At 64.6% G+C, this 13,380-nt stretch carries 12 protein-coding genes; 6 read left to right on the top strand and 6 right to left on the bottom strand.

The window, feature by feature from the left end:
- Positions 1-5 precede the first annotated feature (5 nt).
- From CEY05_RS01825 to CEY05_RS01810, 4 genes are all read right to left on the bottom strand, one after another.
- On the bottom strand, positions 6-3,200 hold the full coding sequence (locus CEY05_RS01825) for an EAL domain-containing protein (RefSeq protein ID WP_088595684.1): 3,195 nt from the start codon (positions 3,198-3,200) through the stop codon (positions 6-8).
- A gap of 187 nt (positions 3,201-3,387) precedes the next feature.
- Positions 3,388-4,200, bottom strand: coding sequence for a metallophosphoesterase (locus CEY05_RS01820; protein ID WP_088595683.1), 813 nt, complete (start codon positions 4,198-4,200; stop codon positions 3,388-3,390).
- Positions 4,197-5,180: a diacylglycerol kinase family protein gene (locus CEY05_RS01815; RefSeq protein WP_088595682.1), complete on the bottom strand. Its 984-nt coding sequence runs from the start codon at positions 5,178-5,180 to the stop codon at positions 4,197-4,199. Before CEY05_RS01815 ends, CEY05_RS01820 begins: the two co-directional genes overlap by 4 nt.
- Positions 5,181-5,226: 46 nt before the next feature.
- The gene (locus CEY05_RS01810) at positions 5,227-5,619 is read right to left on the bottom strand and encodes a GFA family protein (RefSeq protein ID WP_088595681.1); all 393 of its coding nucleotides are present in this window, start codon (positions 5,617-5,619) and stop codon (positions 5,227-5,229) included.
- A 157-nt stretch (positions 5,620-5,776) separates the two neighbouring features.
- Between CEY05_RS01810 and CEY05_RS01805 the strand changes: the two genes are divergently transcribed.
- Together CEY05_RS01805 and CEY05_RS01800 are read left to right on the top strand one after the other, a co-directional pair.
- On the top strand, positions 5,777-6,868 hold the full coding sequence (locus tag CEY05_RS01805) for a mandelate racemase/muconate lactonizing enzyme family protein (protein ID WP_088595680.1): 1,092 nt from the start codon (positions 5,777-5,779) through the stop codon (positions 6,866-6,868).
- Positions 6,869-6,940: 72 nt separating this feature from the next.
- Positions 6,941-7,915 (top strand): tripartite tricarboxylate transporter substrate binding protein, encoded by a 975-nt coding sequence (locus CEY05_RS01800; RefSeq protein ID WP_088595679.1) that lies wholly within the window; start codon positions 6,941-6,943, stop codon positions 7,913-7,915.
- Between the two features lie 2 nt (positions 7,916-7,917).
- Here the strand turns inward: CEY05_RS01800 and CEY05_RS01795 are convergent, their stop codons facing one another.
- On the bottom strand, positions 7,918-8,547 hold the full coding sequence (locus CEY05_RS01795; RefSeq protein ID WP_158219232.1) for a LysR substrate-binding domain-containing protein: 630 nt from the start codon (positions 8,545-8,547) through the stop codon (positions 7,918-7,920).
- Positions 8,548-8,621: 74 nt separating this feature from the next.
- Here CEY05_RS01795 and CEY05_RS01790 point away from each other — a divergent pair, with 74 nt between their 5' ends.
- Positions 8,622-9,239 carry a dihydrodipicolinate synthase family protein gene (locus tag CEY05_RS01790; RefSeq protein ID WP_088595677.1) on the top strand — a complete coding sequence of 206 codons (618 nt, stop codon included), beginning with the start codon at positions 8,622-8,624 and terminating at the stop codon, positions 9,237-9,239.
- On the opposite strand, the gene CEY05_RS01785 is transcribed toward CEY05_RS01790, so the two are convergent.
- Positions 9,211-9,894 (bottom strand): GntR family transcriptional regulator, encoded by a 684-nt coding sequence (locus CEY05_RS01785; protein ID WP_088595676.1) that lies wholly within the window; start codon positions 9,892-9,894, stop codon positions 9,211-9,213. The two genes, CEY05_RS01790 and CEY05_RS01785, sit on opposite strands and share 29 nt — an antisense overlap.
- Before the next feature lie 257 nt (positions 9,895-10,151).
- Here CEY05_RS01785 and CEY05_RS01780 point away from each other — a divergent pair, with 257 nt between their 5' ends.
- The 3 genes from CEY05_RS01780 to CEY05_RS01770 are packed head-to-tail and all read left to right on the top strand — an operon-like array spanning position 10,152 to position 13,375.
- Positions 10,152-11,390: a pyridoxal phosphate-dependent aminotransferase gene (locus CEY05_RS01780; protein WP_088595675.1), complete on the top strand. Its 1,239-nt coding sequence runs from the start codon at positions 10,152-10,154 to the stop codon at positions 11,388-11,390.
- A gap of 12 nt (positions 11,391-11,402) precedes the next feature.
- On the top strand, positions 11,403-12,200 hold the full coding sequence (gene pxpB / locus CEY05_RS01775; RefSeq protein WP_233161307.1) for a 5-oxoprolinase subunit PxpB: 798 nt from the start codon (positions 11,403-11,405) through the stop codon (positions 12,198-12,200).
- Positions 12,197-13,375 (top strand): biotin-dependent carboxyltransferase family protein, encoded by a 1,179-nt coding sequence (locus CEY05_RS01770; RefSeq protein ID WP_088595674.1) that lies wholly within the window; start codon positions 12,197-12,199, stop codon positions 13,373-13,375. Before pxpB ends, CEY05_RS01770 begins: the two co-directional genes overlap by 4 nt.
- Positions 13,376-13,380 lie beyond the last annotated feature (5 nt).

The raw sequence follows: 13,380 nt of genomic DNA, 5'->3' as shown, positions 1-13,380 counted from the left end.
CGCGCCTACGCGGCATCGGCCAAGGCGCGGCCGCGTGCCCATTCCTGCAGCCGCGCCCCGGGCATCGGTTCTCCATACAGATAACCCTGCAGCTCATCGCAGCCTATCTCTCTCAGAAGCTGCGCCTCGGGCTCGATCTCCACGCCCTCTGCCACCACCCGCAATCCCAGTTCATGCCCCAACTCGACGATGGCCTTGACCACGGCCAGGTCAGCCGGCGCATCGATCATGTCACGCACAAATGCGCGATCGATCTTCAGGCGGTCCAGCGGAAACCGGTTCAGGTAGCTGAGGCTCGAATACCCCGTCCCGAAATCATCCAGCGAAAGTTTGACGCCCAAGGCGCGTATCGCCCGGATCCGCTCCAGATAATCCTCGACATCCCCCATCAGGACAGTCTCGGTGATTTCCAGCTCCAGCGCTTCAGGCGCAATCCCATGCCTGGCCAAGCTCACCTTCAAGGTATCGATCAAATCCGGTTCGCGCAGTTGTATCGCGGACAGATTGATCGACATGTGCAAGCCCACCAGGCCTTCACGCCGCCACGCATTCAGCTGCCCGCATGCCTGTTCGATGACCCAGGCGCCGATGGGGATGATCTGCCGCGTTTCTTCCGCGATGGGGATGAAGCGCGACGGCTCCACCTTGCCCAGCAGCGGGCTGGTCCAACGCAGCAAGGCCTCGGTCGACACCAGCCGGCCCGTCAGCGCATCGATGCAGGGCTGGAAAACCAGCGACAGCTCATTGCGCTCGATGGCTTCCCGCAGCCCTGCCTCGATCGCCAGCCGCTGGCGCGCGCGCTCCGCCATTTCCAGCGAAAAGAACCTGACCAGATTGCGACCGGCAGCCTTGGCCTGGTACATCGCCGCATCGGCGTTCTGCATCAGCGTATCGATGTCCGCCCCATCCTCCGGGTACATCGCGACGCCCACGCTGCACGACACTTGCAAGGTCACGCCGGCAATCTCGTGCGGCTGTCGCACCAGCGGCAGCAGCCGTTCCGCGATCAGATGTTCGACGTCGGCCCGGCCGCTTACGTCCGTAAGGATGATGGTGAACTCATCGCCACCCAGTCGGCTGACGGTATCGTCCCCGCGCACGGCTTGAAGCAGGCGCCGCGAGATCGACTTGAGCAAGCCGTCGCCCACATGATGGCCCAAGGAATCGTTGATGTCCTTGAAGCGATCCAGGTCGATGAAGAGTACAGCGCAGCGCTTCGCCACCTGTGGTCCTGTACTCAGCGCGGTGTGCAACTGCTTGGTGAACAGCGCGCGATTGGGCAGCTCGGTCAGGACGTCATGTTCGGCCAGGAAGCGTATGCGTGCCTCGCTCTTCTTGCGGTCCGTGATATCGATGACCGTGCAGATGAAGTGGGAAACATTGCCCTGCTTGTTGCGCACCGCGTTGACCATCAACCAGGCAGGAAACTCGCCGCCACGGCGGCGCCGCACCGATCCTTCTCCGCTCCATGTACCGCGGCGCTCGACGTGCGCGGTGATGGCCGCCATCGAGGACAGCTGCGTATTCGCGCCGGCATCCATGGTGATGAACGACGGCGGCTGGCCGGCCGCGTCCCCGGGGGCGTAGCCGGTGGCCCGGTAGAAGGCCGCGTTGGCGCTCAGGAGCCGGCATTCCTGGTCGAGTATCAGGATGGCTTCGGAGGAAGCCTCGAACACCTTGGCCCACAGCTCCAGCCTTTGCTCCATCAGCTTGATCTGGTTGATGGGTGTGAACGCCGTCAGAATGGCGTCGCGGCCCTGGAAGTCCAGGCGGCGGGCGGACAGCATGGCCCAGGTCGGCTCGCCACCCGCCTTCCAGAGCACCTCGAACTCATCCACCGCGTCGTGATCCGACAACTGCTGGAAGAAGCGCGCGCGCACCGAAGAATCCAGGCCGGAGATCCAGGGGTCCGTGTTACGCCCGCCCAGCCAGGCCAGGGCCGGCTGGTTGGCATGCAGCACCTCGTGGCCCGGGACGGCGGTGACCATCATGGGCACCGGCGTGGCTTCGACCAGCGACTGCTGCGCCGCGGCGGCACGGGCGCGCGCGGCCAGCTCTTTCTGCTTGTCGCGTTCATGGTCCAGTTGCTCCAGCATCTCGTTGAAGCCATGCACCAGCTGTCCGATCTCGTCCTGGCTGTCCCAACTGGCGCGCTGGCTGTGATCGCCGGTACGGCGGACCTTGTCCATCACCTGCGCCAGATGGCGCAGCGGCCGCGAGATCTGCTGCGCGACGAAATAGACCATGAAAAGGATGCAAAACAGCAGGAACAAGGCCGTACCCAGATGCAGCCACATGCGCGAGTACAGGCCGCTCACGCGCACATGCAGCAGCTTGTCCAGCGCTACGTCCGTGGTCGACCAGACGTTGCGCACGGCCAGCACCAGATCCTGCTGCGTCGCATCGACGGCTGCCAGCGCGCCGCTGCCGGCCCCGCCTTCACCATCCAGCACGCCGTGCGCGGCATCCCGGTAACGTTCGACCGACTGCAGGAACGCTTCGACGCCTTCCTGCAGGGATTCTCCCAAGGCGGCGTTGGCGGCGCGCGCTTCGGAAAAATCGGAGCGCATGCCTTGCAACACGGCGTCCATCTGCCCTTCCAGAACGAGATAGCGTGCTCGCATCTCATTTTTCGAGCGTGGCGCGGCATCGACGCCGCGCAGCAGATTCCCGATGCCATGTACCGAGTCCAGTAACGCGGGATAGCGCAGGATGGACAAGGACATGGCGTAATAGCTGTCCAGGTCCGGATCCAGGATCAGGTTGGACTGGTTGCCGACGCGGGTAATCAGCGCACGGCTGGCGTCCAGCGCCTCGTCGACCTGGGCGGGCGTGGGCTCGGTTGCGTGCGCCAGGCGCTGCAGGGCAACGATGAGATGCACGTTCACGGCGCCGCTCTGCATCTTGGCGCCGTAGCGCGACTCGGACTCGCGCAGGGCGTCGGACGCCCTTGCCCAGTGGTCTGCCGGCATGTCCTTGCCAGCGGCCGCCAGCGAGACATCCACCAGGGCGTCGCGGACGGTCGTTATATAAGCGTTGCCGAGGATTTCCTTATCGGAAAAGTCAATGGACAGATACTTTTCATGGATGAGGATCCCGCTGATGAACACCACGGCGCTCAGATCCAGCAGGTAAATCAGCAACAGCTTGCGGCCGACGCGCAATCGCGCCAGCAACTGGAAGAAGACGTTACGTTTCATGCTGCGTAATGCGGACGACCGAGGACGCCCACCCCTTGTGTAGCGGAAACTGTCGCTCCGCCTATACATTTTGAAACTATTTAGGGGCTTTATAACCCAGGTGGGCCGGGAGCGGGGGAATGGCGAGACGGCTGTCGCATGGGCAGCACAGGAGCGGCGGATCGCAACTCCTGGGCATGCCGCAACACTAACCGGCGCGCGCGAGAAGCAGGGTCTTGCGGTCCACGGCAGCGAAAGCGCCCAGGCTGGCATCGAAATCCCAGCGCTCCACCACGCAGCTGGCCACATCGCCGGCCGTCGGGGCGGCGTGATGTTCGATCACGTTCACGGAATTGGGGATGCCTCCGCGTACGCGATGCGAAGTGGCGGTGCCTGCCTGGACCACCCAGGCCTGGCGGCCCGCAGTTTCGCCCAAGGGGACGACATAGGGAAGATGAATATGCCCGCCCAGCACCAGGTCCGCGCCCGCCTCCACCCACGCGGGTATCGCCAACTGCCGCCCGATCAACAGATTGGACACGTCTTCCTCGACGATGGCGCGCAGGGGTTGATGCACCACGACCACGCGCAGCTGGCCGGGGCGCGCCTGCCGCAGCCGGGCGCCTACCCGTTCGACCTGGGCGCGCGACACTACGCCATTCTTGTGACGGGAAGGACGCGTGGTGTTGACGCCGACCACCAATAAGCCGTCGCTGCTGAACACGGGCTCCAGGGTCACGCCCATCGCACGCTTGTAGCCGCCATAAGGATTGAACATGCGCGCGGCGATATTGAATAGCGGGATGTCGTGATTGCCGGGTATCGCCAGTACCGGAAAACCGAGATCCGCCACGAATTGGCGCGCGGCGGCGAACTGGCGCGCCCTGGCACGCTGCGTGATGTCGCCGGACAACACCACGAGGTCGGGCGCCAGGCGCGGTGCCAGGTCCAGCAGCGCCTGGACGACAGGCGCTTGCTCGGTGCCGAAATGCGTATCGGAAATATGCAGCACGCGGGTCATGCGCGATCCAGCTTGCTGTTGTCGCGCGGCACCAGTAATTGCAGGCGCCGTGGCGATACCGCAAACACCAGGGGCGCGCGCGTCCAGGATATCTCGCCGTCCATTGCCACCTTGATGCGGCGCCGGCCGCCGCGCACGCGAACAGTCAAGGTATCGAAGCCGAAGCTGATGACATTGGCGGCCTCGCCCAGGCGGCTCAGCGCGCCCATGACCATCAACCAGTAAAGCGCCAGCGTTCCCACCGGCTTCGCGGCCATGGCGACCAGACGGTTCTCGTCCAGATGCGCGACGTCGGGCAGGCCCAGTTGTTCCAATTGAAGTGCGTTATTGCCGACCACCAGCGTTGGCGTGCGCAGCAGTTGCCGCTGGCCGTGCGATGACAATTCAAGGTTCAGTTGCGCGGGGGCACGCATCAGCGTCGCGACAGCCGAAATCAGCGCCACCCAGCGCCGGCGTCCCAGTTTCTGTTTGTATGCTTCGCGGTCTTCGAGCAGTTGGGGATAGAGTCCCAGGCTGGCGTTGACGAGAAAGGGGCGGCCGTCCAGCAAGCCGACCTGCACCGGCTCGATGCGCGCGTCCAGCAGGCTGGCGACGGATTCCTCCGTTTCGCGGGAGATACCGTAGGTGCGGCCAAAATAATTGAAGGTACCGCGCGGCAGGATGCCGAATGGCAGGCCACTGGGCAGCACCGCCGCGGCCACGGCATTCAATGTGCCATCGCCGCCGGCGGCGACCACCACCCCGCCCGCGTCGCTGGCCAACTTGACTGCGCGCTCGGCCACTTGCGGCAAGGTCGATGGGTCCTCGACCGCCAGCACCGTAAACGTCCGGCCGGCACCGTCCAGCAGCTCCTGGATTTTCTGCAAGGTGCGGGAGGAATCGTCATTACCGGAACCGCCATTGAAGACGATGAACAGCGGTTCCTGGCCGGACAATGGGGCGGGTGCTGAAGGCTCTGGGAGGGGCGTCGGTTCACTCATGCAAAGAAGATACCGATACCTTGGGACTCAGGCAAGCCGAATACGCCTAGCTCGTGCCAAGCTGCGGCAGATCATCCGTGATTTGATGCCATGGGGCCTTGGACTCAACGTGGACATGCCGCTGCGGGCGTGCCACGGGGTCGTCGTCGAGCGCACCCAAGGCCAGGCCGAGCGATGTTGAATCGGCGTCGAACTTGGTCAACAAGTTGGAGCCACAAACAGAGCAGAAGCCGCGGTGCTGCCCAGGTGATGATTCATAGAAGCGGACCAGGTCTTCCCCCCGGGTCCAGCGGAATTCCGCCGCATTGACACGTCCGCGCGCCCGGAAGGCCGATCCGTGCGCCTTGCGGCACATGGCGCAGTGACAGTACAACAGATCCGTCACGGCCCCTGCAATTTCGAACGCCACGCCCTGGCATAGGCAGCTTCCTCGAAGCATTCTTACTCCTTCAAATGTCAGTGGGAACACGCTCGACTCCCGTTTCTCCTCGATCAACGGGCCATTTATCCAACAAATGCATCAATAAAAACAATAAATTTTCCTTATCTTGGTCGGAAATCTAGACTTTGGGTGATCTGAACCTCATCCGCCGATTATGACCATACGCTCCATATCCGCAATCCCGCTTTCCATGCCCTTCGAGATGGGCGGGCCCAAGCCCATGCTTGCGGGGAAACCTCGGGAGATGGAGATGCTCCTGATCCGCGTTGAAACCGATCAGGGCTTGGTGGGCTGGGGAGAAGCGTTCGGCTTCGCCGTGTGGCCAGCGACCCTTGCCGCTATCGAGCGGATCGTCGCGCCCATCGCGACAGGACGGGACGAATCAGACATTCCAGCGCTGATGACCGACCTGATGCGCAAGTTTCACCTGTTGGGCCGCTCCGGTCCCGTCATGTATGCCCTCTCCGGCCTGGATATCGCCCTCTGGGACCTGGCCGGAAAGGCAGCGGGAAAATCCATCGCGGATCTGCTCGGCGGCAAGCAGCGCAATCGATTGAAGGCCTACGCCAGCCTGTTGCGCTATACCAATCCCGATCTGGTTGCCCGCAATGCCGCGCTTGCGGTAGCCGAGGGATATCGCATGATCAAGCTCCATGAAATCGAAGAAGAGCCGGTTCGGCGCGCGCGCGAAGCCATAGGGCCCGACGTGCTCCTGACCGTGGATACGAATTGTCCCTGGTCCGCCGAGGAAGCCACGGCCATGGCCCACCGCCTTGCGCCCTACTCGCTGCACTGGTTCGAAGAACCTGTCTATCCGCCAGAGGACTATGCGAACCTGGCACAAGTACGAAAAGCGGGCGGATTACCGATCGCCGCCGGCGAGAATACCGGCACCTACCTGGAGTTCAAGGCGATGTTCGATGCGCAGGCAGTGGACTACGCCCAGCCCAGCGTGACCAAGGTCGGCGGCATTTCGGAAGTGATGCGCATCGCGGCGCTGGCGCGCGCGCGTAACGTCAACCTGGCGCCGCATTCACCTTATGTGGGACCGGGTTTGCTGGCCACCATGCAGATCCTGGCGGCCCTGCCCGAGGACATCGCGCTGGAATATTGCTATTGCACCATCGCCGATCACCCCCTGGGCGACGCCGTTCTTGCCAGGCATGGCGAAATCGCCTTACCCGACGGCCCCGGGCTGGGCCGCGACCCCGATCCGGACTTGCTCGCGCGCTTTCGCATCGACTGACGGCAAGGCCATCGCAACACGCAAAACGCACAACGCACAACGCACAACGCAAAATAAAACCAGGAGACAACAATGAAAACCGCCACAGGCATACTCTCTAAGAAAGCCATCGCCCCCCTGCTGATTACCTTGGGCCTGGCCTTGCCCGCCGTGGCCCTCGCACAGGGCAGCTATATTCGTCTCGTCGTGGCATTCCCGCCAGGCGGCCCGTCCGACATCATGGCGCGCGTCATCAGCGAACGGCTCGGTAAAGCGCTCCATGACAACGTTGTGGTCGAGAACCGGCCCGGCGGTAACGGCGCGATCGCCGCGCAGCATGTCTTGCAGCAGCCAGCCGACGGCAAGACATTATGGCTGACGACGTCGGGCGCCATCACCATCAATCCCTCCCTGTATCCCAAACTCGCCTATGACGTGAAGGATTTCGCGCCGGTGTCACTGGTGGTGAACACGCCCGAAATGCTGGTCGTCAATCCGAAGAACCAGGCAAGCGATGCCAAGAGCTTCATTGAGAACGCGAAAAAAACCCAGGTGAACTTCGCCTCCTCCGGCATCGGCAGCATGCCCCATATGGCCATTGCCCTGCTGACGGAGGCCACCAAGGTCTCGTTCCTGCACGTGCCCGAGAAAGGCGCGGCGCCGGCGATATCCGATTTGATGGGCGGCCACGTGGACGCATTTCTGGCGGACATTCCAGGCATAGCGGCCCAAGTCCGTTCGGGCACGCTCAAAGGACTGGCCGTGGCAGCGGGCCGGCGCAGCACGATTTTCCCCAATATCCCCACGTTCGCGGAACAGGGTATCCCGGGCCTGGACGTGAACAACTGGAGCGCCGTCTATGTTTCCGCGAAAGTATCCCCGGAGAAAATCGCCGAGTTGAACCGGGCGCTACGGGAAACCCTGGCCGACCCCCAGATCGATGCCAAGCTGCGCGAACTGGGTGTCGAGCCCCAGGCCAATAACGGCAAGGAGATGGCCGGCATCGCGGCTGCCGACGCGGCAAAGTGGCAACGGCTGATCAAGGCCAACAATATCCAGCCCGAATGAATTCACTTGGAACGCAAGCTGTTGGCGCGCGCCCTGATCAGGTCGACAAGGTGTCGCGCCGGCACCGATAAGGATCGTTTCGCCAGCTTCAAAAGCACCAGCTTGCGTTGGATCCTCGGCGCCACGATAGGCACGAAACGGAGCTGGCCTTCGTAATGCGGTGGAATCGCCAGCCTGGCCAAGACCGCCGCGCCCATGCCACGCTCCAGCAAGGACAGCAGGCTGATCATGTTCGAGATGAACACATGCGGTGTCGGCAGCGACGGGGCGTCGGCGTAATACGCCAACTGCTGATGCGCCGCGGACCCAAGCAGCGGCAGCGTCATCACCTCGTTCCAACGCAGGCTGCGCCGCCGCGCAAGCGGGTGGGTGGCATTCACCACCAGGCCGTATTCATCTTCCATGATCAGATCGGCAGTCAATCTGCCGTCCTCGACGAAGTGGCTGCAAATGCCGAAGTCCGCCTCCTCCGCCAGGACCATCCGTTCGATACTGCGCGAATTATCGTCCAGCAACCTCAGGTCGACGCCGGGATAAATGTCGATGAACTGGGGCAGGACCTCGGGGATCAGATGGGTCGCGGCGGTGGGAACGCATGCCAAGGTGATCGAACCGAATTCGTTGTTGACCAACCTGAGCAGCGTGTCGAACGTCCGTTCCTGGAATCGCAGGAAATCCTTGGCAACCGGCAGGCAGGCCTGCCCGAATGGGCGAGGCCAGCAAGCTGACCGAAGCCGAAACGACAACCGTGATGCGGCGCATCCTGCAACGCGTGGACAGCCGTGTCCCGGTCGTGGTGGGCGTGAGCAGCCCTTCGAACCAGCATCTGCAACGCCTGTCCCGGGAAGCCATGGGCCTGGGCGCCGCCGGCGTCATGGTGGCGCCCGCCCCCAACCTGAAGACCGACGAGCAGGTCCATAACTACTACGCCAACGTCGCCGAACTGCTGGGCGACGCTACGCCCATCTGCCTGCAAGACTTCCCCCAATCCACCGGCGTGCATACCTCCGTGGCCGTGATCCATCGCCTGGTCGATGCCTACCCGCAGATCGTCATGCTCAAGCACGAAGACTTCCCCGGGATGCGCAAGCTCAGCCAGATCCGCAAGCAAAGCGAAACCGACGGCCGCCGCCGCATCAGCATCATGGTGGGCAATGGCGGCCTGGGCCTGGCCCTGCGCAAGGAAACGCTGCGCCGCCGCGGCGCCATCCGCAGCGCCTATGTCCGCAAGCCCGGCCCCGCGCTGGATGCCACCGACCACGAAGAACTGGGCCGGCTGATCGCGCGGCTGGAGGTCAATACGTTCCGGACAACTTGTCGATGATCGATTGCCGGATGTTCTCGATATGGCGCATGGTCTCGGACGCCGCCGCCTGGCCGTCGCCGCGCGCCAGCGCATCGAGCATCGCCAGGTGCTCGCCACAGACCGGCACCATGCGATTCTCCAGCCGCTTGAGCGAGAACATGCGGGTTTTCTGGCGCAGCTTGGCGATCATGCCGGCCATCAGCTCGTTGCCGCAGTATTCGGAGATCAGCCCATGCAGCTCGGCGTCCAGTTGCTGATGCAAAGGATCGCCCGGCTGCCCTTCTTCCATCAGGGCCTGGACGCGCTCGCGCAGGTCCGCCAGCACCTCCGGCGGCACCTTGCCGGCCGCACGCCCCGCCGCATCCCCCTCCAGCAGGCGGCGGATGTGCAAGGTCTCCATCAAGTCCTGCAGGGTGACCTGGCGCACGAACAGCCGATTGTTGGACTTGCGTTCCAGCATCTGCTCGCCTTCCAGCCTGTGCATGGCTTCCCGCAGGGGCGTGCGCGACACCCCCAGCCGCGCTGCCAGCGCCCGTTCCTGGACCTGCTCGCCCTGCTTCAGCTCGCGCGAAAGGATCAGGTCCACCAAGGCGTCATAGGCGTGGTTCGCCAACCCTCTGGTGTTGACGTCCAGATCCTGGCTTTCCGCCAATTCCTCTTGTCCCGGATTCATTGAATTCTGTTTGTGAGATAGGCCAAAGATAGCGAGTGTGGCACAGGTCACGGCCTGTTCAGTGCTCATCAGGGCATCCCCGAGGGCCACTTATCACTCGAACAGGCGCATCCTCGCGCTCTGGTCCATACATTGTATATAAGTGGTATACCTAATGTACTCAAATCCGGACCAGGGCCAGAATGCGTCCATACCCAAGGTCCTCCAGCGCCGCGACCCCAGGCCAGAACCCAGAGCCAACGCCCAGAATCGAAGCCATGTCCCCAGCCGAATCCGCCGTCCCTACGCTCGACACACGCCTGTCCGACCGCGTCGCGGCCGCCCGCCCGTCCGCGACGGGTGCCATCAGCGAACTGGCCCGCCGCCTGGGCGCCGAAGGCCGGTCCGTCATCAGCCTGAGCGAGGGCGAACTGGATTTCGACACGCCTGAACACGTGCGCGAGGCCGCGATCCAGGGCATCGCCGAGGGCCAGACCCGCTATACCGACGTCGGCGGCACCCCCGCCCTGAAAGCGGCGGTGGCCGCCAAGTTCGCGCGCGACAACCACCTGACCTATACGCCGGCGGAGATCATCGCCGCCACCGGCGCCAAGCAGATCCTCTTCAACGCCCTGCTTGCCACGCTGAATCCCGGCGACGAAGCCATCGTGGTGGCGCCCTACTGGGTGTCCTATACGGAAATGGCGCGCCTCGCCGGCGGCACGGCCGTGGTCATCACCCCGGACGCGGGCAACGATTTCAAGCTGACGCCCGCCCTGCTGGAACAGCACCTGACGCCGAACACCCGCTGGCTGATCCTCAACGCGCCGTGCAACCCGTCGGGCGCCCTGTACTCGCGGGAAGAATTCGCCGCCCTCGCCGCCGTGATCCGCAAGCACCCGCGCCTGCTGGTGATGTCGGACGATATCTACGAAAAGCTGGTCTACGAAGGTGAGTTCGTGTCCTTCGCCGAGGCCGCGCCCGACATGCACGCCCGCACGCTGACCATCAACGGCGTGTCCAAGTCGCACGCCATGACGGGCTGGCGCCTGGGCTACGCCGGCGGCCCCGCCTGGCTGATCAAGGCCATGAACCTGCTGCAGTCGCAAAGCACCAGCAACCCCAGTTCGGTCAGCCAGGCCGCCGCCGTGGCCGCGCTCAACGGGTCGCACGCGTTCCTGGATGGCTGGCGCGAGCGCCTGCGCACGCGCCGCGACATGGCGCTGGGCATCCTGCACAAGGCCGCGCCCGTGCTGACCGTGCGCCGTCCGCCCGCCGCTTTCTATTTGTTCGCGGACTGCCGGCAGGCCATCGGCATGCGCACCCCCAAGGGCGAAACCATCGCCACCGACGCCGACCTGGCCCGCTACCTGATCGAGGAAGCCGGCGTGGCGGTGGTACCCGGCAGCGCTTTCGGCCTGGCGCCGTATCTGCGCCTGACCTTCTGCATCGCCGACGAGCGCCTGCAGCTCGCTTGCGAACGGATCGTCGCCGCCTGCGCCAAGCTGACCCGCTGAACGAGCCGTATCTTGAACCACCCTGCCGAGGTTGATGTCGATAATGCCGCCACGCTGGACCCCGGCGCCCCATCCGTCGCGGAACGCGGCGCCAGCCTGGCCCACGCGCGCATCGAAGCGGTGGGCGACCGCTGCCTGCTGATACGCCTGGGCGATACCGTGGACTTGGCCACCAACCGCACGGTGCATGCGGTGACGGCACTCATCAATGCCCATATCGACGCCGACGGGCCCATCGTCGAAGTGGTGCCGGCCTTCACCACCGTCGCCGTGCACTACCAGCCATCGCGTTGCCCACGCGACGGCGACCTGCCCAGCGTCCATATGACGCGCCGGATCGAAGCCTTGCTGCGCCAGGATCTGCCAGCGCTGGCCGACGCTGGCCGTACGATCGAAATCCCCGCCTGTTATGGCGGCGACTATGGCCCGGATCTGGAGGACGTGGCGCGGCGATGCGGCCTGGAACCGGAAGAAGTGATCGCCCTGCATAGCGGTGCGCCCTTGACGCTCTACGCATTCTTTTTCTCGCCGGGCAATCCCTTCGCCGGCCCGCTCGATCCTCGCCTGAACGTGAAGCGGCGCGCGTCGCCGCGCACCCGGGTGGAAGCGGGATCGGTGGCCATCGCCAACGGCATTTCCTCCATCTACCAAAGCGCGTCGCCGGGCGGCTGGAACGTCATCGCCCGCACGCCCTGGAATCTGTTTCGCGTGGACCAGCAGCCGCCCACCCGCCTGCGCCTGGGCGACCAGCTGCGCTTCAAGCCGATTTCGCCGGATGAGTTCCGCGACTTGCTGGAGCCGCGGCCATGAACGTGATGACCGTCGAACGCCCCGGCATGCTCAGCACGCTGCAGGACACCGGCCGCTTCGGCCATCAGCAATATGGCGTGTCCGTGAACGGCCCGATGGATGAATGGTCGCATCGCCTGGCCAATGCCCTGGTGGGCAACGATGAAGACGCGGCCGTACTCGAATGCACCCTGACCGGGCCGCGCGTGGCCTTCGCGGAAAACACGCTGGTGGCGCTGTGCGGTGCCCGCATGCGCATCACCGCCAACGGCCAGCCTGTGCCGCAAGACACCGCGGTGCTGCTGCGCCGGGGCACCGTGCTGGATGTGGGTGAGCGCCTGCAAGGCGTGCGGCTTTACCTGGCCGTGCGCGGCGGCTTCGCGCCCGAGCCGGTGCTGGGCAGCCGCAGCACCAATATACGCGCGGGTTTCGGCGGCCATGAAGGCCGGGCATTGAAGCGCGGCGATCGCGTGCTGGTCGGGCGCGCGGCGCGCGACCAGCCTGTCCTGCCCATCGAGAAGCTGATGGTACAGAGCGGGATGCCCGTCCTCAGCGCGGAGCATGTGGATGTGGCCGCGCCTGGCCGCGAGCGCGGCCAGGACGCGCCAAGCGAAAACGACAACGCCAGCGCGGGCAGCGACGCCAGCGCCAGCGCGGACGCCGATGCCGACGCCAGCCGCGCGATACCGGCCATCCGTGTCATCCCCGGCCCCCATTGGGCCGCCTTCAAAAACGCCGCCCACGAACGGCTGGCCACTCTTTCCTATACGGTCACCCAGCAGTCCGACCGCATGGGCGCGCGTCTGCAGGGCGCAGCGCTGGAACTGCAGGCCCCGCTGGAATTGATCTCCGAAGCCACCGCCTTCGGCACCATCCAGGTGCCGCCCGACGGCCAGCCCATCGTCCTGATGGCTGACCGCCAGAGCGCCGGCGGCTATCCCAAGATCGCCTACGTCGCCAGTGCCGACCTGCCGCTGCTGGCACAGGCCATGCCGGGCGATGCCTTGCGCTTCACCGTGGTGACGCAAGCGCAGGCCGAACTGGCCTGGCGCGACAATGAAGATCGCCTGTGCGGCATCCGGCAGGCCGCCGCCCGGGTACTGCGACCGGCCTTCGCCGCATCCCCGAAGCACATAGCCGAGGACCGCGGACAACAGACAGAGCAAGTGCAAGCACACGCTCAACTACAGGAGTAATCCCC

It is taken from the genome of Achromobacter sp. HZ34, from assembly GCF_002209485.1.
GTDB lineage: Bacteria > Pseudomonadota > Gammaproteobacteria > Burkholderiales > Burkholderiaceae_B > Bordetella_C.
The sequence above is the reverse complement of the archived record's forward strand: the minus strand, read 5'-3'. Positions and strand labels throughout refer to the sequence as shown.